At 64.7% G+C, this 18,440-nt stretch carries 20 protein-coding genes and 1 riboswitch; of the genes, 7 read left to right on the top strand and 13 right to left on the bottom strand.

Going from position 1 to position 18,440, the window contains the following annotated elements:
* Positions 1 to 207: 207 nt before the first annotated feature.
* The 3 genes from AC0L3A_RS02475 to AC0L3A_RS02465 are packed head-to-tail and all read right to left on the bottom strand — an operon-like array spanning position 208 to position 2,882.
* A complete protein-coding gene (locus AC0L3A_RS02475) occupies positions 208 to 1,596 on the bottom strand; it encodes an ATP-binding protein (protein ID WP_007596850.1) in 1,389 nt (462 codons plus the stop codon).
* 18 nt (positions 1,597 to 1,614) lie between these two features.
* Complete coding sequence (locus AC0L3A_RS02470) at positions 1,615 to 2,346, bottom strand: response regulator (protein WP_035993624.1); 732 nt, start codon at positions 2,344 to 2,346, stop codon at positions 1,615 to 1,617.
* Positions 2,343 to 2,882 (bottom strand): MarR family winged helix-turn-helix transcriptional regulator, encoded by a 540-nt coding sequence (locus AC0L3A_RS02465; RefSeq protein ID WP_007596846.1) that lies wholly within the window; start codon positions 2,880 to 2,882, stop codon positions 2,343 to 2,345. Before AC0L3A_RS02465 ends, AC0L3A_RS02470 begins: the two co-directional genes overlap by 4 nt.
* Positions 2,883 to 3,221: 339 nt before the next feature.
* Between AC0L3A_RS02465 and AC0L3A_RS02460 the strand changes: the two genes are divergently transcribed.
* The 5 genes from AC0L3A_RS02460 to AC0L3A_RS02440 all read left to right on the top strand — a co-directional run bounded on the left by AC0L3A_RS02460 (position 3,222) and on the right by AC0L3A_RS02440 (position 7,427).
* A complete protein-coding gene (locus AC0L3A_RS02460; RefSeq protein WP_007596844.1) occupies positions 3,222 to 4,304 on the top strand; it encodes a branched-chain amino acid aminotransferase in 1,083 nt (360 codons plus the stop codon).
* Between the two features lie 122 nt (positions 4,305 to 4,426).
* Positions 4,427 to 4,951, top strand: a complete 525-nt coding sequence (locus AC0L3A_RS02455) for a YegJ family protein (protein WP_007596843.1) — start codon at positions 4,427 to 4,429, stop codon at positions 4,949 to 4,951.
* Between the two features lie 50 nt (positions 4,952 to 5,001).
* Positions 5,002 to 6,522 carry a histidine--tRNA ligase gene (hisS, locus tag AC0L3A_RS02450; RefSeq protein ID WP_088941338.1) on the top strand — a complete coding sequence of 507 codons (1,521 nt, stop codon included), beginning with the start codon at positions 5,002 to 5,004 and terminating at the stop codon, positions 6,520 to 6,522.
* A 99-nt stretch (positions 6,523 to 6,621) separates the two neighbouring features.
* On the top strand, positions 6,622 to 6,825 hold the full coding sequence (locus AC0L3A_RS02445; RefSeq protein WP_007596840.1) for a tautomerase family protein: 204 nt from the start codon (positions 6,622 to 6,624) through the stop codon (positions 6,823 to 6,825).
* 197 nt (positions 6,826 to 7,022) lie between these two features.
* The gene (locus AC0L3A_RS02440) at positions 7,023 to 7,427 is read left to right on the top strand and encodes a thioesterase family protein (protein WP_007596834.1); all 405 of its coding nucleotides are present in this window, start codon (positions 7,023 to 7,025) and stop codon (positions 7,425 to 7,427) included.
* 96 nt (positions 7,428 to 7,523) lie between these two features.
* Here the strand turns inward: AC0L3A_RS02440 and proC are convergent, their stop codons facing one another.
* On the bottom strand, positions 7,524 to 8,348 hold the full coding sequence (gene proC, locus AC0L3A_RS02435; protein ID WP_007596832.1) for a pyrroline-5-carboxylate reductase: 825 nt from the start codon (positions 8,346 to 8,348) through the stop codon (positions 7,524 to 7,526).
* Positions 8,349 to 8,548: 200 nt separating this feature from the next.
* Positions 8,549 to 9,049 (bottom strand): type III secretion system chaperone family protein, encoded by a 501-nt coding sequence (locus tag AC0L3A_RS02430; protein WP_007596830.1) that lies wholly within the window; start codon positions 9,047 to 9,049, stop codon positions 8,549 to 8,551.
* Between the two features lie 386 nt (positions 9,050 to 9,435).
* Positions 9,436 to 9,595, top strand: a riboswitch (FMN riboswitch).
* Positions 9,596 to 9,671: 76 nt separating this feature from the next.
* Between AC0L3A_RS02430 and AC0L3A_RS02425 the strand changes: the two genes are divergently transcribed.
* On the top strand, positions 9,672 to 10,235 hold the full coding sequence (locus AC0L3A_RS02425; RefSeq protein ID WP_473253542.1) for a 6,7-dimethyl-8-ribityllumazine synthase: 564 nt from the start codon (positions 9,672 to 9,674) through the stop codon (positions 10,233 to 10,235).
* Between the two features lie 76 nt (positions 10,236 to 10,311).
* Here the strand turns inward: AC0L3A_RS02425 and AC0L3A_RS02420 are convergent, their stop codons facing one another.
* From AC0L3A_RS02420 to AC0L3A_RS02385, 8 genes are all read right to left on the bottom strand, one after another.
* On the bottom strand, positions 10,312 to 11,346 hold the full coding sequence (locus AC0L3A_RS02420; protein WP_007596826.1) for a D-alanine--D-alanine ligase family protein: 1,035 nt from the start codon (positions 11,344 to 11,346) through the stop codon (positions 10,312 to 10,314).
* Positions 11,343 to 12,371, bottom strand: a complete 1,029-nt coding sequence (locus tag AC0L3A_RS02415) for a putative zinc-binding metallopeptidase (protein ID WP_007596824.1) — start codon at positions 12,369 to 12,371, stop codon at positions 11,343 to 11,345. Before AC0L3A_RS02415 ends, AC0L3A_RS02420 begins: the two co-directional genes overlap by 4 nt.
* Before the next feature lie 222 nt (positions 12,372 to 12,593).
* On the bottom strand, positions 12,594 to 13,547 hold the full coding sequence (locus tag AC0L3A_RS02410; protein ID WP_007596822.1) for a ribose-phosphate pyrophosphokinase: 954 nt from the start codon (positions 13,545 to 13,547) through the stop codon (positions 12,594 to 12,596).
* Positions 13,548 to 13,740: 193 nt separating this feature from the next.
* Positions 13,741 to 14,367, bottom strand: a complete 627-nt coding sequence (locus AC0L3A_RS02405) for a hypothetical protein (RefSeq protein ID WP_007596820.1) — start codon at positions 14,365 to 14,367, stop codon at positions 13,741 to 13,743.
* A 113-nt stretch (positions 14,368 to 14,480) separates the two neighbouring features.
* Positions 14,481 to 15,248 (bottom strand): peptidoglycan editing factor PgeF, encoded by a 768-nt coding sequence (pgeF, locus tag AC0L3A_RS02400; protein ID WP_007596819.1) that lies wholly within the window; start codon positions 15,246 to 15,248, stop codon positions 14,481 to 14,483.
* On the bottom strand, positions 15,245 to 16,363 hold the full coding sequence (locus AC0L3A_RS02395; protein ID WP_007596817.1) for a class I SAM-dependent methyltransferase: 1,119 nt from the start codon (positions 16,361 to 16,363) through the stop codon (positions 15,245 to 15,247). The genes pgeF and AC0L3A_RS02395 overlap by 4 nt, the downstream gene beginning before the upstream one ends.
* Positions 16,364 to 16,384: 21 nt before the next feature.
* Positions 16,385 to 17,230 (bottom strand): prolipoprotein diacylglyceryl transferase, encoded by an 846-nt coding sequence (gene lgt / locus AC0L3A_RS02390; RefSeq protein WP_007596816.1) that lies wholly within the window; start codon positions 17,228 to 17,230, stop codon positions 16,385 to 16,387.
* 14 nt (positions 17,231 to 17,244) lie between these two features.
* Positions 17,245 to 17,976, bottom strand: coding sequence for a dienelactone hydrolase family protein (locus tag AC0L3A_RS02385; protein WP_007596814.1), 732 nt, complete (start codon positions 17,974 to 17,976; stop codon positions 17,245 to 17,247).
* A gap of 169 nt (positions 17,977 to 18,145) precedes the next feature.
* On the opposite strand from AC0L3A_RS02385, the gene AC0L3A_RS02380 reads away from it, so the two are divergent.
* Positions 18,146 to 18,397 carry an accessory factor UbiK family protein gene (locus tag AC0L3A_RS02380; RefSeq protein ID WP_007596812.1) on the top strand — a complete coding sequence of 84 codons (252 nt, stop codon included), beginning with the start codon at positions 18,146 to 18,148 and terminating at the stop codon, positions 18,395 to 18,397.
* Positions 18,398 to 18,440 lie beyond the last annotated feature (43 nt).

Here is an 18,440-nt window from a genome sequence, read left to right as displayed (position 1 = left end):
AAATCCACACCATCGATCTCGTGTTCGACTTTATCCCCCCCCCCCCCCCCTCTTGGGGGGGGGGGGGGGGGCCCCCCCCCCCCCCCCCCCACGGGTGAGGGGTCTGTCTCCGCGTGTGACTCTTTTCGCTTTTGAATTCGCGGAGAGAGACCCCTCATCAGGCGCTTCGCGCCACCTTCTACCACAGGGGGAGAAGGGAAGAGGCAGCTACACCGGTATCCGCACGCTTGCTCTCAATCCGCCCATCGGGCTGTCGCCAAGGGTGATGTCGCCGCCGTGCGAACGGGCGATGTCGCGGGCGATCGCGAGGCCAAGACCCGTGCCGCCTTCGTCCTGGTTGCGGGCGTTGTCCAGCCGCAGGAACGGCTTGAACACCTCTTCGCGTAAGTGCGCGGGAATGCCCGGGCCGTCGTCGTCGACTGTCACGGTCAAATAACGGTGATCGCGCTGGCCGGTGATAGCGATGGCCTTGCCGTAGCGGGCGGCGTTGGTGACGAGGTTGGCGAGGCAGCGCTTGAACGAGGCCGGCTTCACCGTGACCACGGGCAGTCCGTTGAACGCGACCGTCGCAATGTGGCCGTGGCGCTCGGCGTCGCTGCGCAGCTCCTCGAGCGCCTGCGCCATGTCGGTCGGCTGCGACTGCTCGCCGGAATCGCCGCGGGCGAACGCGAGATAGTCCTCCAGCATCATCGACATCTCGTCGACGTCCTTGCGCATGCCCTCCATTTCGGGGCTGTCGCCGATCAGCGCCAGCTCGAGCTTGAACCGCGTCAGGATCGTGCGCAGATCGTGGCTCACGCCGGCGAGCATCGCGGTGCGCTGCTCCATCGTCCGCTCGATGCGCGACTTCATTTCGAGGAAGGCGACCGACGCGCGCCGCACCTCGCGCGCGCCGCGCGGACGGAAATTCGGCGCCTCGCGGCCCTTGCCAAAACTTTCGGCAGCGTCGGCAAGTCGCAGGATCGGCTTGATCTGGTTGCGCAGGAATAGCACCGCGACGATCAGCAGGATCGAGGACGTGCCGACCATCCAGAACAGGAAGATCTCCGAGTTCGAGGCATAAGCCGCGCTGCGCTGTGCGAACACGCGCATCACGGCGTCGTCGAGCTGAATCCGGATCTCGACCAGGTTGGAGCGGCCGACCGTATCGATCCAGAAGGAGCGCCCGATCTGGCGGCCGAGCTGCACTGACAGCGTCTGGTCGAGCAGCGAGAAGAACGGCTTGGGTCCCGGCGGCGGCATGTCGCCGGCCGGGAGGAAATCGACGACGAGGCCCAGGCGCTGCTGCGCGATGCGGCGGATCTGGTCGCGATCCTTGTCTTGCGGATAGCCCTTGTAGACGTCGATCAGCGCGGCGATGTCTTGCACCACCGCGGCCGACAGGCGCCGTGTCACCGTGTTCCAGTGCCGCTCCATGAACACGAAGGCGACGACCGATTGCAGGATCACCATCGGCACGATCATGATCAGCAGCGCACGCGCGTAGAGGCCGGTCGGCATCCAGCCCTTGAACGCATTGCCCATCCAGCCATTGGCGGCGGAGACGCGGCCGGCGGCGCTCTTCAAAAGCGTCAGGCCGCTATCGATCGTGCTCATCGGTGGCGCTTTACTGCTTTATGGCGAGGCTACCAGCCGGTAGCCAATCCCGCGCACGGCCTGGAGGAACAGCGGATTGGCGGGATCGGTCTCGATCTTGCGCCGGAGGCGGTTGATCTGCACGTCGACGGCGCGCTCGTTGACGCTGCCATTGCCGGTGAGCGCGCTGCGCGGCACGGTCTCGCCCGGTGTCTCCGACAGGATCCGCAGCATCTCGCGCTCGCGGTCGGTGAGGTGAATGACGTCTTCGCCCTGGCGCAATTCGCCGCGCTCGAGGTGATAGATGTACGGGCCAAACGCGATCTTCTCCACTGCAGCGGCCTGCGGCGGCGGCGCAGCGCGCTTGAGGATGTTGTTGATGCGCAGCGCAAGCTCGCGCGGCTCGAACGGCTTTGCGACGTAATCGTCGGCGCCGATCTGCAGGCCTTCGATGCGCGCTTCGGCTTCATGCCGCGCCGTCAGCATCACGATCGGCACCGAGGACGAGGTCCGGATGAAACGGGCGAGATCGAAGCCGGTCTCGCCGGGCATCATGACATCCAGGATCAAGAGGTCGAAGTGCAGGCCCAAAAGCTTGGAACGGGCGTCGCTGGCGCTCGCGGCGGTCGAGACGCGATAGCCTTCGCCGGCAAGGAAGCGCGAGAGCAGATCGCGGATGCGGCGGTCGTCGTCGACCAGCAGGAGATGCGGGGCATCGTCGGCGGGGCGTGCCGGCGGGCGTGCGAGCGTTGCAGCGAGCGGCACGGTCACTCCTTGTCCTGATTGACGGTGGCAAAGATCGTCTCCAGCACCTTGTCCGGATCGTCGCGGTCGATCATCGCGCGCAGGAAGCGCTTGACGGTCTCGGCATCCTGCGGCGCCATCTCGGCGAGTGCCTTGGTGATGCGCGTGGTCTGCAGGCCGGCGAGCTTCTGCACCAGCGCCTCGCCCTTCGGTGTCGCAAACAGCAGGCGTTGGCGGCGATCATTGTCGCCGGTCTTCTGCACGATATAGCCCTCGTCCAGGAGCTGCTTGAGCACCCGGCCGAGCGATTGCTTGGTGATACGCAGGACGTCGAGGAGGTCGGCGACCTTGAGGCCGGGATAACGATAGACAAAGTGCATGACGCGGTGATGGGCCCGGCCGAAGCCGAACGCCTCCAGCTCCTGGTCGGGATCGCCGACGAAATCGCGATAAGCGAAGAACAGCAGTTCGATGATATCCCAGCGCAAATTGCCTCCGTCGTCTGCGGCCGGCCGCGGCCCGGCAGCGTCTTGAGAAGGAGTCGCGAAATTTATGTCAGGCATATTGACGTATCTTGGTCTCAATGTTACAAAACGATCAGCCCGCACGAAATTTTAGATCGTTTCGCGTCGGGTGGGCATCGAAGCAAGGCCGCCGCAGTGGGCCGGACGGGCGGCGACGGCCGGAGCAGATCTACCGTGCGATTGTCGAACGGCATTTCGGCAAAACATACTGGACTTCCGTCTTCCGCAAAAGCATGTCCTCGGTGACATGCTGGCCACGGAAACCGGCCGTAACAAGGCTGGCGGCGGTCCGGCCAGAAACCAATCGAGCCAGCCGGGCCCAAATCAGGGCAGGTGGGTGCCACAACGGCACCGCCACCGGCAGCGGGAGGCAAGGACATGAGCATGAAATTCGACATCCAGCCCGCATCCAATCCGACCCCCGAGAAGGATCGGGTCGCCAAGCTGGTCGATCCCGGTTTCGGGCGCGTCTTCACCGACCACATGGCGGTGGTCCGCTACAACCAGGCCAAGGGCGGCTGGTACGAGGCGCGTGTCGAGGCCCGCGCCAATTTCCAGATCGATCCGGCCGGCGCCGTCCTCCACTACGCCCAGGAAATTTTTGAAGGCCTCAAGGCCTACAAGCGCGACGACGGCGGCGTGAACCTGTTTCGCCCCGACGCCAATGCACGGCGCTTCAAGGACTCGGCGGACCGCATGGCGATGGCGCAGCTCCCCGAAGACGTCTTCATCGAGGCGGTCGAGCAAATCGTGCGCATCGACCGCGCCTGGATGCCGGGCGGCGAGGGCAGCCTTTACCTGCGCCCCTTCATGATCGCGAGCGAGACCTTCCTCGGCGTCAAGCCGTCGTCCGAATACATTTTCGCGGTGATCGCCTCGCCGGTCGGCTCCTACTTCAAGGGCGGCCCTGCGCCGGTCTCGATCTGGGTGTCCGAGAATTACACGCGCGCCGCGGTCGGCGGCACCGGCGCCGTCAAATGCGGCGGCAACTATGCCGCGAGCCTGCGCGCCCAGGCCGAAGCGATCCAGCACGGCTGCGACCAGGTCGTGTTCCTCGATGCGATCGAGCGCCGCTATATCGAAGAGCTCGGCGGCATGAACGTGTTCTTCGTGTTCGACGACGGCTCGCTCTCGACCCCGCCGCTCGGCACCATCCTGCCCGGCATCACCCGCGATTCCATCATCGCGCTGGCCAAAGATGCCGGCAAGACCGTGCGCGAGGAGCCGTACTCGCTCGACCAGTGGCGCAAGGATGCGGCAAGCGGCAAGCTGAAGGAAGCGTTTGCCTGCGGCACCGCCGCCGTGATCTCGCCGATCGGCACGGTGCGCTCGGTGAGCGGCGATTTCGAGATCAGCGGCGGCGCCGCGGGCCCGGTCGCCATGGGCCTGCGCAAGCAACTCGTCGACATCCAGTACGGCCGCACCAACGATCCGCACAACTGGATCCGCAATCTGTCTTGATTTTTGCCCTCTCTCTCCCCGCGCGCGGGGAGAGAGAGGCGCCATGAACGCGACACGATGATCGTGCGACAAAGTCCGAGACCTCGAATACTCGAACATCGAGTCATCTGGACATCGCGATCATGGCATCCACTCTTCCCCAACCCCTGAAATGGGTCGTTCTCGCCGCGATCACCGGCGTCACCGTCTTTGGCATTCTGACCATCGGCCCCCAGCCGGATGTCTCCGCTGAGGGACGTTCGCCCGTTGTCGACGTGCGCACCACCGATCCGGAGATGAACACCGCGATCGCGCGCGCCCGCGGCACGCTGCCGACATTCTGGGCCTCCTATGAGGCGCCGAAGCCGTCGGAGACAGGGCATGCCCTGAAGGTGCACTTTTCGACCCGCAAAGGCGGTGAGCACATCTGGATGGCCGAGGTGAAGAAGATACCCAACGGGGCCTATTCCGGCCTCTTCGCCAACGAGCCACGCGATCTGCCCGGCAAGCGGGCAGGCGACAAGGTCGAATTCACTGAAGCCGACATCTCGGACTGGATGTTCATGCGCAACGGCAAGATCGTCGGCGGCGAAACCATCAAGCCAACGCTGAAGTCGTTGCCGAAAGCGGATGCCGACGCGCTCCGGGCGCGGATGGAGCAGCCGTAAGAGCCTACCCGGCAGTTGCCGCCTCGCGCGTCGGCTGGTAAATGCCGCGCATGGCCGAAAAATCCAAAAAACCCCAGAAACTGAAGGCGCGCCTGCCGCGCGGGCTCGAGGATCGCGATCCCGCCGCGATCCGGGCGACGCGGGAGATGGTGGAGAAGATCCGGACCGTCTACGAGCTCTACGGGTTCGAGCCCGTGGAAACGCCGGCGATGGAATACACCGATGCGCTCGGCAAGTTCCTGCCCGACCAGGATCGTCCGAACGAGGGCGTGTTCTCGTTCCAGGACGACGACGAGCAGTGGATCAGCTTGCGCTACGACCTGACCGCGCCGCTCGCGCGCTACGTTGGCGAGCGCTACGGTACCGACGGTCTTGTATTGCCCTATCGCAGCTATCGCGTCGGTTACGTCTTCCGCAACGAGAAGCCCGGCCCCGGCCGATTCCGCCAGTTCATGCAGTTCGACGCGGACACGGTGGGCTCGGCAACACCGGCGGCCGATGCCGAGATCTGCATGATGGCGGCCGACACGATGGAGGCGCTGGGCGTTGCGCGCGGCTCGTATGTCGTGAGGGTGAACAATCGCAAGGTGCTTGACGGCGTTCTGGAAGCAATCGGGCTCGGTGGCGAAGAGAACGCAGCACGCAGACTGACCGTGTTGCGCGCGATCGATAAGCTCGACAAGTTTCCCGCCGAGGAAGTTCGCAAGCTGCTCGGTCCCGGCAGATGGGATGGCGGCGAAGAAGGCAAGGGCGACTTCACGAAGGGCGCCAATTTGAGCGCGTCGGAAGCTGACGTCGTTCTCGCCATCACCAAACCGCACGACGACTGGAAAGAGGCGATCGCCGCGGCGGAAACCTATCTCGCCAAGAGCGAAGTCGGTCAGGCCGGCGTGAGCGAGCTGGAAGAAATCGCCAAACTGGTGACGGCTTCGGGATACGGCGCAGACCGCATCCGCATCGATCCCTCCGTCGTGCGCGGCCTCGAATACTACACGGGCCCTGTCTACGAGGTCGAACTGCTGCTCGAGACCAAGGACGAGAAGGGCCGTCCCGTCCGCTTTGGCTCCGTTGGAGGTGGCGGCCGTTATGACGGCCTCGTCTCACGCTTCCGCGGCGAGCCGGTGCCGGCTACCGGATTCTCGATCGGCGTGTCCAGGCTTCAGGCCGCGCTGACGCTGCTTGGCAAGCTCGACACGAAGCCAGAGTTCGGCCCCGTCGTTGTCACCGTGTTCGACCGCGACCGCGTCGCCGACTATCAGAAGATGGTCGCATCGTTGCGAACCGCCGGCATCCGTGCCGAGCTCTATCTCGGCAATCCCAAGAACATGGGCAACCAGCTCAAATATGCCGACCGCCGCAAAGCGCCCTGCGTCATCATCCAGGGGTCGGATGAAAAAGCGCGTGGCGAAGTGCAGATCAAGGATCTGATCGAGGGCGCGAAGGCGGCGGCCGCGATCGCTTCCAACCAGGAATGGCGGGAGAGCCGCCCGGCGCAGTTCTCGTGCAGCGAGGCCGACCTCGTCGCCAAAGTGCGCGAGGTGTTGGCGCGCCATGACGTGAGCTGGGGCTAGCTATTCGCTGGTGCGCCATGCCCGGGCTTGTCCCGGGCATCCACCTCCTGTTTGATGACGACCGTCAATGGCCGGTGTGCGGCCCAAGGGAGAGAAAAAATGCCTGAGATCACTGTCAGCATGGCCGTGGGCCGCACCGACGAGCAGAAGGCCGGCATGATGCGCGACATCACCCAGGCGCTGGTGAAGAATCTCGGCGTCGATGCCGACGCCGTCGTCATCCAGATCAACGAAGCCCCGCTCGCCCATAAGATGAAGGGCGGCAAGACGTTCGTGGAGCGCGCGGCGGCTGCGAAGAAGTAGCCATCGCTGTAGCTGCAAACGCAACTGTCGTCCTGGCCTAGTGCGCAATTGCGCACGGGGGCCAGGACCCATTACCCCAAGCGGCAGTTGTTGCAGCAGGTCGAGTTCAGACCGCGCATAAAAGTGTTGTGTCGGGGTAATGGGTCCTGGATCGGCGCTCGCTTTGCTCGCTTGTCCAGGACGACGGGGGAGGCCCCATGGACGCACGCGACTTCATCAAGGCCGGCATGAGCGCCGAGCGCACGCTGGTGGTGCCGGTGGAGCGCACGGTCGGGCATTTCGTGCCCGGCATGCCGATGGTCTATGCGACGCCGATGATGATTCTGGAAATGGAGATGACGTCGGGCGATGCGATCCGTAGCGTCCTTCAGCCCGGCTGGGTCACCGTCGGCACCGAGGTCGACATCCGCCATCTTGCAGCAGCTCTCGTCGGTGCGACGGTGCGGACTACCGCGAAGGTGGTCGCGGTCGAGCGCCGCGTCATCCGCTTCGAGGTCGAGGCCTTCGAGGGCTCGCGAAAACTCGGCGAAGGCCGCCACGCGCGCGGGCTCATTAATGTCGCGATGTTCAACAAGCGGCTGGCTACAGGCTCGAAATCGTAGGGTGGGCAAAGGCGCCTAGCGCCGTGCCCACCATCTTTCCGCGGCTGCATTCGAATTGGTGGGCACGCTTCGCTTTGCCCACCCTACGGCACTTCCTTACTTCGCCAATTCCTTCGACCGCTTCGTCGCCGCCGCGATCGCGCGGATCATCAGCTCGCGCAGGCCGGGCTCACCCATCAGCACGCCGAGCGCCGCGGCCGTGGTGCCGCCGGGCGAGGTGACGTTCTGGCGCAGCGTGCTCGACGGCAGATCCGATTGATGGAGAAGTTCACCCGAGCCGGCGACGGTTTGGCGCGCGAGTTTTGTCGCGAGCGCCTCGGGCAATCCCGCCTCGACACCGGCGCGCGCGAGCTCTTCGGCCAGCAAAAACACATAGGCCGGGCCCGAGCCGGACACCGCGGTCACCGCGTCCATCAGGCTCTCATCGTCGACCCATTCGACCGAGCCGGTGGCGCGTAGTAGCGCATCGGCCACCGCGCGTTGCTGTGCGCTGACATTGTTCGCGGCGACAGCCACCGTGATGCCGCGACCGATCGCGGCCGGTGTGTTTGGCATCGCGCGCACCACAGCGCCGCCGCAGACCTCCTCGAGGGAGGCGATCGTGGTTCCCGCCATGATCGACACTACCGCGGTCTTGTCGGAGACGAACGGCTTCAGCTTGGCGCCGGCCTCGCGGAACATCTGCGGCTTCACCGCGACCACGAGCGTCTCGACCTGGCCCGCCGTCGTCACGTCGGGATTGAGCGCAATCCCCTTGGCGGCAAGTGCGGTGATCTCGGCCGAGATGTGAGGATCAATCACCGCGACGCGGCGCGGGTCGAGCCCACCCGAAAGCCATCCGGTCAGCATCGCGCCGCCCATCTTGCCGGCGCCGGCGAGCAGGATGGTGCCGGTGATGTTTTGGAGAGTGCTGTTCGCCATCGCTGTCGCCACCGCCGTCGTCCTGGCCTAGTGCGCAATTGCGCACGGGGGGCCAGGACCCATTACCACGGCTGGTTCTAGTGGAAGGATGGCAGGGCAACAAGCACCGCGAGACACGGAGAGACCTCGCGATATGGTCCTGGCTTTCGCCAGGACGACGATGAGGAGGGAGGTGTGGCTCCCTCACTTGCTGAGAGGCCTTAAGCCTCGCCCACCGTGTCGAACATGGCCGCGTCCATGGCTTCCGCCGTGGACTTGCCGGCCCACACCACGAACTGGAACGCCGGGAAATAGCGTTCGCAGGCGTGGATGGCGCCGGCGAGCATGGCTTCGCACTGGCCGGTGGAGGCGATGAGCCCGCCCGGCAGCACCAGGGCCTGCCGGTGCATGATCATGCCGGTGGTGGTCCACAGGTCGAAGTGCCCGACCCACAGCTGCTCGTTGACCGCGGCGACGAGCCGCTGGACCTCAGATCGCCGCGCAACCGGAATCTTCATGTCGAATGCGCAGGCCAGATGCAGCGCCTCGATCTCGCCCATCCAGGTGAAGGAGATCTGGTAGTCGGTCCATTGTCCCTTGGAGACAATCGTGAGTTCGTCTTCGCCGGAGCGTTCGAACGGCCAGTTATTGCTGGCAGCGATATCCTCGACCACCGCGAGCGGATGGTTTTTGGAATCGATAGTGCCTTCGAGCAGGGACATGCCGTCTCGACCTCTTGCCTTTTTGTTGTCTTTGATACGCACGCGGTTGGTCCGGCGCGCGCTCCCTTAAATTTGCTAAGGCGATCCGTTCGGATCAGCGCGGGCTTGTCGCGGATCAACTGATGTGATTTGCGGAATCTGCGCAACTGGCTGCCGAGTCCGTCCACAAGTCAGGACTCGTTCGTCCACAGCTCATCTCGGCCACAATTATTAACGGGAAGAACAAATCGGAATCGGATTCGGCGGCCGCCCCCGATCGTTAATTCCGCGGCGTGCCCCTGGACCGCCTTCGCGGTATGGGACCATGCGATTTTCCCATGCGGAACCCGCTTGCCGCGGCCCCGAACCGGCGTCATATTTCGGTCAGGCCGTTCATTCCGGACGGCCGATGTTCTCAGGGCGGGGTGAAAGTCCCCACCGGCGGTAAGGGCCGTAAGGCCCAAGCCCGCGAGCGCCTTCCTCAAAGCCTGTTGCTGCGGGGAAGGGTCAGCAGATTCGGTGCAACTCCGAAGCCGACGGTTAAAGTCCGGATGAAAGAGAACGGTCGGTGGCAGACGCATCGCAGGATGCGGCTGTTTGTCGTTCCGTGTGCCCTGATTCTGGTCCTTAACTGAGGAAAGCCATGAATCAGATGTTGCAAGATCCCCAAGCCGAAACCTCCCAACCAACCCAAACGCCACCGCCGGTTCCACAGGACCCGGCGCCCGACCACCCGCGCTTCGCGAAACCGCAGCGGGTGGCCTTCGTGCAGGCCTGCTGGCACCGCGACGTGGTCGAGGAGGCCCGTATCGCCTTCGTGAAGGAGGCAGAAGCGCGCCACCTCAATCATATCGACGTGTTCGAGGTGCCGGGCTCGTTCGAGATCCCGCTGCATGCGCAGATCCTCGCCAAGACGCGGCGCTACACCGCGATCGTCGCGGCCGGCCTCGTCGTCGACGGCGGCATCTACCGCCATGAATTCGTCGCCGACACCGTGATCAAGGCGTTGATGGACGTGCAGCTGCGTACCGAGGTGCCCGTGTTCTCCGCGGTGCTGACGCCGCAGCAATTCCACGAGACCGAGGTGCACTACGATTTCTTCCGCAGGCATTTTGCGATCAAGGGCGTCGAAGTGGCGGCCGCCTGTGCGGAGACATTGCTCGGGCTCGAACGCCTGCGCGGCCAGGTCGCCGCGGGAATCGTGTAACGCCGCGCAACGACCATCCCTCATCCCGAGGGGCGCGAAGCGCGTCCCGAAGGATGAGGGGTGATCGCAGCCGTCATCACCCCAATGACACGCCCGCTTTGGCGCGGCTGATTCCGAGCGCCAGGATGCGCTGCAGGAGAGCCGGATATTTCAGCCCGTCATGTAGAGCGGCCGTGGCGAATTCCTGGCTCTTGGCGATCTCGGGATTTGGATTGGCTTCGATGAAATACGGCGTGCCGTCGGCGGTGAGACGAAAATCGATACGAGCGTAGCCGTCGAGGCCAAGCACCCGGTAGATGCGTTTCGCGGCCCGCTGGATCCTGGCGGTCACTTCCGGCGCCAGATCCTTCGCAGGCCCGTCGACGATGCCGACCTTCTCCTGATAGTCGGTGTCGTGCTTGGCTTTCTCCGTGGCGATGTGCCGTGACGAGCGGCCGCCCATGCTGCCGAATTTCAACTCCCAGACCGGCAGGACTCGTAAGCGGTTGTTGCCGAGCACGCCGACGTAAAGCTCTCGTCCTTCGATGAACTGCTCGGCGATGGCGGCGGATTCGACCCGTTCGTGGATGAAGGCGACCCGCTCGGCCAGCTTCTCGTCGGTGTCGACGATCGATGCTTGCGAGATGCCGAACGAGCCATCCATGTTCAGGCTCTTGACGATCAGCGGCAGCGCAAGACGCGTCGGGCGTTTCACCTTGCGGCGCATCGGGAAGACGGCAAAGGCCGGCGCGGCGATCCGGCGGTGATGCACCAGCGTCTTGGACAGATCCTTGCCGCGGGCCAGGGTCAGGCCGCGCGGATTGCACCCGGTATAAGGGACCTTCATCAGCTCGAGATAGCTCGCGATGTGCTGGTCGAAGGCGACGTTGTTGTGGAATTCCTCCAGCAACGTGAAAACCACGTGCGGCTTGAACTCCTCGATCGCCTCGCGCACCGGCTTGATTTCCTCCTGCGCGCCGAGCGGTCGAACCTCGTGGCCGGCTGCGCGCAAGGTGCTCACCACGTCGTATTCGGTTTTCCACGCATTGATTTCCTGCGCGGTGTGCCCGTCGCTGGAGTCCGGCGGCACGAAGTCCGGATGCATGAGCACCAGAATGCGCAGACGTCTCATAGCGCGATCCATTTTCGTCGAGATGGGCCAAACATCGTGTGCATCGTCTTGGCGGTCACGAGGACGATGAAGTCGAGAACGAGCTTCTGTTCAGGACCGACGGCGCGCAGGTCGAGCTCGCGGCAGCGGGAGATCATCTCGTCAAGCACGGCATCGAGCGTAAGCTGATTCTCGCCGGTCCATCGCGCGACCAATTGCCTGATCTGGGAGCGGTGGCGCCTGATCAGGGTCGAAGCCGGCTTTGAGCGGTGATGCCGCGGATCGGCCGAAAACAGCCGGGAGAGATCGCGGTCGTAGGTCTTGGGAGGCGTGAAGGCGTAGAACGCCTGCTTCTTCTTGTAGTGCTCTTCGAGCGTTTGGCTGAGCCGACCCAGCGGATCGACACGCTCCCGCGTCGTGATCGGCGGCCGCTTTCCCGCGATCTCGCCCATCAGCTCGTCGACATATTCGAGCTTCTTCAGTGCCGGCCAACCAGCGTATCGCGTCCGCCAGTTCGAACGGGGCCGTAGCCACACCGCAAACGTCTCGGCGAAATCCTCGTCCGGATGGCTCTGCGCGTACCAGAGCCGCAGATGCTGGACATAGCGCCGGCTCGCCGGATTGGGCCGGTAATAGCGCGGATAATGTTTCGACGACGGGCCGAACAGTTGCTGCCAGCGCCGGCGGCGCTGCAACTGGTAGCCGTGCTGTATGGCGTGGCCCGCTTCGTGACGGAGGATGGCCATGCATTCGCGCCAGGTTCCGCCCTCGACGTCGAACATCATCTTCTTCTCGAGCTTCATCAGGCGGGGATGAGCGAGATAGAACGGAATGGCGATGCCGGGAACGCCGCCCGGGCTGAACCATTCGCTCGACATCCAGGTGTGCGGCCGCAGCCGGATGCCGCGCTCCTCGAGCTCCTCGTACAGCGTGCTGACGCAATCCTCGAGCCAGGTGCCTTCGACCGTAACCCTCAGGCTGGAGAGGCGTTGCTTGAGCAACTCGTCGTCCGACAGCTTCTCCCAGGCAAATTTCCGGCGTGGCATCGGGCATCCAGAGGGCAGAGATGACTCGGGATTCGGATGATGTCATGGGCGGTCGTTGGCAACAACCCGGGGAGCGGCGGCGCGTGGGGGAGCCGTAGGGTGGGTTAGGCGCAGCCGTAACCCGCCTCTTACTTTCCGCGGGGGCAGAAGTGGTGGGTTACGCCGAGCGGTCTGCGCTTCGCGCAGTCCGCAGGGCTAACCCACCCTACGAGGTCAGCGTGCTCAGTCGAACAGGCTCGACACCGACTCTTCCGCGGCGGTGCGCGCGATCGCGTCCGAGATCAAGCTGGCGATCGGCAGCGTGCGGATGTTCGGGGCCTTGCTCACCGCCTCGGTCGGCAGGATTGAGTCGGTGATCACCAGTTCCTTCAGCCTGGAGTTCGTGATCCGGGCGGCCGCGCCGCCGGAGAGCACGCCGTGGGTGATGTAGGCGTAGACGTCCTTGGCGCCCTTGGCGATCAGCGCGTCGGCGGCGTTCACCAGCGTGCCGCCGGAATCCACGATGTCGTCGATCAGGATGCAGGTGTAGCCGGCGACGTCGCCGATCACGTTCATGACCTCGGATTCACCCGCCCTCTCGCGGCGCTTGTCGACGATCGCGAGCGGGGTGTTGATGCGCTTGGCGAGACCGCGTGCGCGCGCCACGCCGCCGACGTCGGGCGAGATCACCATCGTCCTGGAGAGGTCGAACTTGTCCTTGATGTCGCGCACCATCAGCGGCGCCGCGTAGAGGTTGTCGGTCGGGATGTCGAAGAAGCCTTGGATCTGGCCGGCATGCAGGTCGAGCGTCATGACGCGGTCGACGCCGGCCTGCGTGATCAAATTGGCGACGAGTTTAGCCGAGATCGGCGTGCGCGAACCCGATTTGCGGTCCTGCCGGGCGTAGCCGAAATAGGGCAGCACCGCAGTGATGCGGCGCGCCGAGGAGCGGCGCAGTGCGTCGGTGATGATCAGCAATTCCATCAGATGGTCGTTCGCCGGGAACGAGGTCGACTGGATGACGAAGGCATCCGAGCCGCGCACGTTCTCCTGGATCTCGACGAAGATCTCCATGTCGGCGAAGCGCCGTACCACCGCCTTGGTCAGCGGCAGGTCGAGACCTTGCGCGATGGCCTGTGCGAGAGCCGGGTTGGAGTTGCCGGCGACGAGCTTGATGGAGCCGTTCTTGGCCGACATGGACGCTTCCTCCCGCGCTTTGCTGGACACGATGTTCAACATCAAACAATACCCACTGGAAGCACGGTTACGACGGGCGAGGAAATATCAGGCCGGGGGCTGCAATGGCAACCCGGGACGCTACGTTTTCCCTGCGAAATCCCGAATCCGGCCAACGGTTTGGCCGGAAGTTGGGGCCGTGGTTTCGCGGGGGTTATCGCTCGGCATAGCCCAGCGCCGAGGCCGGCATCCCGGCCGCCGGAGCCTCCGGGATCACGCTCGCCACAGCCGCCCCGCGCAAGCCGGGAGCCGAGCCCGGCGCATCCGGCGTACCGTTGATCATGTTGGAAAGTCCGCTGAATCCGGCCTGGGCGATCTTCCGCAGCACGAGGTCGTCGGCAGCTCCCCAAGGATCCCGGGCAGCGTCGCGGCCGCCCTTGGCCGCCGTAGGTTCCTCGCCGGAAAGGCGCAGCGCCCGCTGCTGGTTGGCGTCGTAGACGTCCCAGACCCAGGCGATCACGGTCTTGCCGCGCACGATCTGAGCGGAGAGGTAGCTGCGCACGCGGTAGGCAGCCGTCCCCTCGCGGGAGACCACGGACAGGCTGCGCAGCTTGGATTCGGTGTCGAGCACGCCGACCATGCGGTCGAACACTTGCGGCGGCGGCCCGTCGATCGATTCGAACGCGACTGTCGCCCCGGAGCCGGCGCTCGGCGCCATGGCGTAGGAGTTTGCGGCACCACCGCCACCGGCACAGCCGCCAAGCGCGGTCGCAGCCGTCAGCAGCATGACCGCCAGCACGCGCGAACCTGCGCGGCGCAAGATGAATGACGCGTCCCTCATTATGGAGGGCAGCGATATCGTTAAAACGCATTAACGTCTAGGGCGGGGGCGCCACAGCCCACTGTCATCGCGCGCAGGCATAGCCCCGGAATGACACGGGGTTGCCTTTGTGTTCACGCTTCGAGCGCGATCGCGTGAACGTGGCGGCCGTAATCCGGCTCGTTGCGATGCACCGAGCGGCGGTAGCTGAAGAAGCGTTCGTCGGCGTAGGTGTCCAGACCGAGATCGTCGATCATCAGGATGCCCGCGGCTTCCAGACGCTCGCGGATGAAGCCGGCGAGGTCGAACATCGCGTGTCCCTCGCGCACCGACGGGATGAAAAACATCGTGTTGTCCGCATCCGCCTCGATGAAGCGCGCCACGAACTCGTTGCCGACTTCATAACTGTCCTGGCGGATCAGCGGGCCGATCGCGGCGATGATGCCGCTCCGCGAGGCGCCGAGTTTTTCCATCGCTGAAATGGTCTGCTCCAGCACGCCGGTGAGCGCGCCCTTCCAGCCGGCATGCGCGCCGCCGATCACGCCCGCATTGGGGTCGACGAACAGCACGGGCCCGCAGTCGGCGGTGGAGACGCCGAGCGCGATGCCGGGCACCTTCGTCACCAGCGCATCGCCCTTCGGTCGCGGCCCGCTCGGCCACGGAGCGTCGGCCACTAGCACGTCGGGCGAATGGATCTGGTGCAGGCTGAGAAAGCGTTCCGGCGCGACGCCGACATGCTCGGCCATGCGGCGGCGGTTCTCCGCGACAAGGGCCTGATCGTCGTTGGAGCCGAGCCCGCCGTTAAGCGCGGAATAGATGCCGCCCGAGACGCCGCCCTCGCGGGTGAAGAAGGCGTGGCGCAGGCCGGGCACCGCTGAGAGCAGCGAGGAGGCAAGCGTCATGAATGGTCTCCGGCGCGTTCGAGATCGCTCAGTCCCGCAAGGCCCGTCAAGCGCGGCTCAGAGATGCCGAGCACCTTGAACATCGAACCCATGCCGCTGCGCCCGGTTTCAGTCAGGCGCTTGAGCGCGATCGAAATGTCGGTGGCAACGTCGGGCGCCGCCTTCTGCATCAAGGCGGCGGCACGGGTCTCGATGCCGACGCGCTTGAGGAAATCGCCCTGCGTCACCGGCCCGTGCACGCGGGCGCCCACGTCCTCCGCCCCGCGCGCGAGCGCCTGGAAGTCGACATGGGCCGTGACGTCGGCTTGGCCCGGCGCCTTCAGGGGATCGGTGAAGGTGTGGCGCGCGATCGCCTGGAAGGTGTCGCCGGCATCGCTGCGCAGATGGCCGTAATCGATGATCAGCGCCGCGCCGTCCTGGTCGCGCACGCGGCTGGCGAGCTTCATAATCTCGGCATCGGGCCGCCACTCGAACACGGCCCCGACGGGCGCGGCGCGCACCAGAGGCGGCAGCAGCACCTCGAAGCGTGGGGTCGGCTCGGCCGCCGCGCCGAATTGAAGTTTTCCGTTGGCGTCCACCTCGATCACGCGCTCGTGCCAGCCGTTCTCGTGACGGACCATCTGGTGGATCGGCAGCACGTCGAAATATTCGTTGGCGAGGATGATGCTCGGTCCGTCCGGCACGTCGTCGATGCTGTCGTGCCAGGCAATGTTGCGCACGCCCGACAGCGTCGCACTCTGCCGCTCGCGCAGGACCGGATTGACCTCGACCATGTGGATGTGGAGCGCCTGGTAGAGCGGCGGCAGCACGCGGAGCGCACGCAGCGCATCGGCCATCATGGTGCCGCGGCCAGGACCGAGCTCGATCAGCCGCAGGAATTGCGGCGAGCCCATCTGCTTCCACACCGAGGCGGTCCATAGGCCCAACAGCTCGCCGAACATCTGGCTGACCTCGGGCGCGGTGGTGAAGTCGCCTTCTCGTCCCAACGGATCGCGCGAGACGTAATAGCCATAGCGCGGATGCATCAGGCACAGTTCCATGTACCGCCAGACCGGCATGGGGCCTGAGGATTTGATCAGCGCCTTGATCTCGTCGAGTAACGGCTGGTCGGTCACGGCCTATCTTCTCAAAAGGAATTAACGAATAGCCCCTGCGGGCTCGGGCGCACCGCGCCTCACTGCCAATACAATAAGTATGCCGCCCACAATAAGCATCGGAATCGACAACAGCATGCCCATGGTTAATCCGCCCCAGAGGAAGCCGAGCTGGACGTCCGGTTCACGGAAATGCTCGCCGGCGATCCGGCTCAGACCATAGATCAGGATGAACGCGCCGAGGATCATGCCCGGCCGCTTCAGGGCGCCGAAGCGGATCATGATCGCGAGCACCGTGAACAGCAAAATGCCCTCCATGCCGGCCTCGTAGAGCTGGCTCGGATGACGCGGCAGTTGGGTGGGATCGTTGGGGAAGATCATCGCCCAGGGCAGCTCCGGCCCGGCGGTGCGGCCCCACAATTCGCCATTGATGAAATTGGCGATGCGGCCGAGCAGCAGCCCGACCGGGGCGACGGCGGTGGTGATGTCGCCGAGCGACAGGATCGAGATGCGGTTGCGATAGGCGAACCACATCACCGCGACGACGCAGCCGAGGAAGCCGCCGTGGAAGGACATGCCGCCTTCCCACAGCCTGAAGATCGCGGCGGGATGGTCGATGAAGAAGGGCAGATTGTAGAACAGCACATAGCCGGTGCGGCCGCCGAGGATGATGCCGAGCGTGACCCACAGAATGAAGTCGTCGATCTGCACCAACGACATCGGCGCCGGGCCGCCCCACAGCCGCTCTTTCTTCAGGAGCGAGCGCGCATAGAGCCAACCGAACACGATGCCGCAGATATAAGCCAGCGCATACCAGCGGATCGCGAACGGACCGATCTCGATCGCGATCGGCTTGAAGGCGGGAAAGTCGATGAGCAGAAAGGGCATCGCGCCTTCTATGTCTAGACGAGATTGCGGCGATAGAGCGCCAGCAGACGCTCCCAATGCCGCTCGGCGGCGTCGCGGTGATAGACCGGACGCTTGGGGAAGGCGAAGCCGTGATGGGTGTCGGGATAGATCTCGACTTCGGCTTTGGCGCCGCTCATGCCCTGCTTCACCTGCTCGATGATCTCGGCCGGTGCGTAGATGTCGGTCTCGGCGCAGGCGAAGTAGAGTTCGGCCTTGGTCTTGGCGGCCGCGAGATGCGGGCTGTCGTCCTGGTCGGTTGCGAGTTGCGTGCCGTAGACCGAGGCAGCGGCTTTGACGCGATCGGGAAAATGCGTGGCGGCGTTGATCGCGTAGCGGCCGCTCATGCAGTAACCGACAGTGCCGATCAGTTTGGTGTTCGCGGCCGCCTGGCCCTCGGCATAGGTGAGCAGCGCCCGCGTGTCGTCCATGATCATGGGGATCGTGAGCGATCCCATCAGCGCAAACATGCGCTTGCGTTCCGGAGCGTTCGGATCGGCCGGCAGCGCGCCGAGCTCCATCACGCCGGAACGGTAATAGAGGTTCGGCAGCATCACGTAATAACCCGATGTCGCGAGCCGGCGTGCCATGTCGCGCAGCTCCTCGCGGATCGCCGGCGCGTCCATGTAGAACAGGACGACCGGAAACGGCCCGCCGCGTTCGGGATGGCTGATGAAGGTTGCGGTGTGACCGTCCTTGGTGGGGATCGCGATCTGCTGGTCGATCATCTCGAGCGCCTTTTGTGATTCTTCTTATGCAGGGACGTTGAATACGATTGCAAGGAAACCGGGGCATGACAAGGATACCGCCGATCGGCCCTTGAACCGGCCCAATCGGATTGCCATTGTCTCCCCGCGCGTTCGCGCAGAGTTCATCGAAAGCCGCCAGGAGACCGACATGACCCAGACCAACAACCGGTTTTTCGACGAGATCGGCCGCCTGATGAACGATGCCGCCGGTGCCGCGCAGGGCGTCAAGCGCGAGTTCGACACGGTGATGCGCACCCAGGCCGAAAAATTCCTGCGCGACATGGACCTCGTCAAGCGCGAGGAGTTTGAGGCGGTCAAGGACATGGCGCGCCTGGCGCGTGAGGAGAACGAGGCTCTGAAGGCGCGCATCGCGGCGCTGGAGGCCAAGCTCGGCGGCTAACTCCGCCGGCTCCATCCGGGCGATCCGGTTCCGCCCACCAGCC

Source organism: Bradyrhizobium sp. MI1.3, from assembly GCF_055811695.1.
This window is presented reverse-complemented; position numbering and strand designations above follow the sequence as displayed.

What these genes read in the sequence shown, in the direction of transcription:
- AC0L3A_RS02410 (WP_007596822.1), bottom strand. Translation starts at nt 13,547, where the DNA reads ATGTCGGCCAAGAACGGCTCCATCAAGCTCGTCGCCGGCAACTCCAAC.
- AC0L3A_RS02440 (WP_007596834.1), top strand. Translation starts at nt 7,023, where the DNA reads ATGGACGCACGCGACTTCATCAAGGCCGGCATGAGCGCCGAGCGCACG.
- AC0L3A_RS02405 (WP_007596820.1), bottom strand. Translation starts at nt 14,367, where the DNA reads ATGAGGGACGCGTCATTCATCTTGCGCCGCGCAGGTTCGCGCGTGCTG.
- AC0L3A_RS02455 (WP_007596843.1), top strand. Translation starts at nt 4,427, where the DNA reads ATGGCATCCACTCTTCCCCAACCCCTGAAATGGGTCGTTCTCGCCGCG.
- lgt (WP_007596816.1), bottom strand. Translation starts at nt 17,230, where the DNA reads ATGCCCTTTCTGCTCATCGACTTTCCCGCCTTCAAGCCGATCGCGATC.
- proC (WP_007596832.1), bottom strand. Translation starts at nt 8,348, where the DNA reads ATGGCGAACAGCACTCTCCAAAACATCACCGGCACCATCCTGCTCGCC.
- AC0L3A_RS02385 (WP_007596814.1), bottom strand. Translation starts at nt 17,976, where the DNA reads ATGATCGACCAGCAGATCGCGATCCCCACCAAGGACGGTCACACCGCA.
- AC0L3A_RS02415 (WP_007596824.1), bottom strand. Translation starts at nt 12,371, where the DNA reads ATGCCACGCCGGAAATTTGCCTGGGAGAAGCTGTCGGACGACGAGTTG.
- AC0L3A_RS02425 (WP_473253542.1), top strand. Translation starts at nt 9,672, where the DNA reads ATGAATCAGATGTTGCAAGATCCCCAAGCCGAAACCTCCCAACCAACC.
- AC0L3A_RS02460 (WP_007596844.1), top strand. Translation starts at nt 3,222, where the DNA reads ATGAGCATGAAATTCGACATCCAGCCCGCATCCAATCCGACCCCCGAG.
- AC0L3A_RS02380 (WP_007596812.1), top strand. Translation starts at nt 18,146, where the DNA reads ATGACCCAGACCAACAACCGGTTTTTCGACGAGATCGGCCGCCTGATG.
- AC0L3A_RS02430 (WP_007596830.1), bottom strand. Translation starts at nt 9,049, where the DNA reads ATGTCCCTGCTCGAAGGCACTATCGATTCCAAAAACCATCCGCTCGCG.
- AC0L3A_RS02475 (WP_007596850.1), bottom strand. Translation starts at nt 1,596, where the DNA reads ATGAGCACGATCGATAGCGGCCTGACGCTTTTGAAGAGCGCCGCCGGC.
- AC0L3A_RS02445 (WP_007596840.1), top strand. Translation starts at nt 6,622, where the DNA reads ATGCCTGAGATCACTGTCAGCATGGCCGTGGGCCGCACCGACGAGCAG.
- pgeF (WP_007596819.1), bottom strand. Translation starts at nt 15,248, where the DNA reads ATGACGCTTGCCTCCTCGCTGCTCTCAGCGGTGCCCGGCCTGCGCCAC.
- AC0L3A_RS02420 (WP_007596826.1), bottom strand. Translation starts at nt 11,346, where the DNA reads ATGAGACGTCTGCGCATTCTGGTGCTCATGCATCCGGACTTCGTGCCG.
- hisS (WP_088941338.1), top strand. Translation starts at nt 5,002, where the DNA reads ATGGCCGAAAAATCCAAAAAACCCCAGAAACTGAAGGCGCGCCTGCCG.
- AC0L3A_RS02465 (WP_007596846.1), bottom strand. Translation starts at nt 2,882, where the DNA reads ATGCCTGACATAAATTTCGCGACTCCTTCTCAAGACGCTGCCGGGCCG.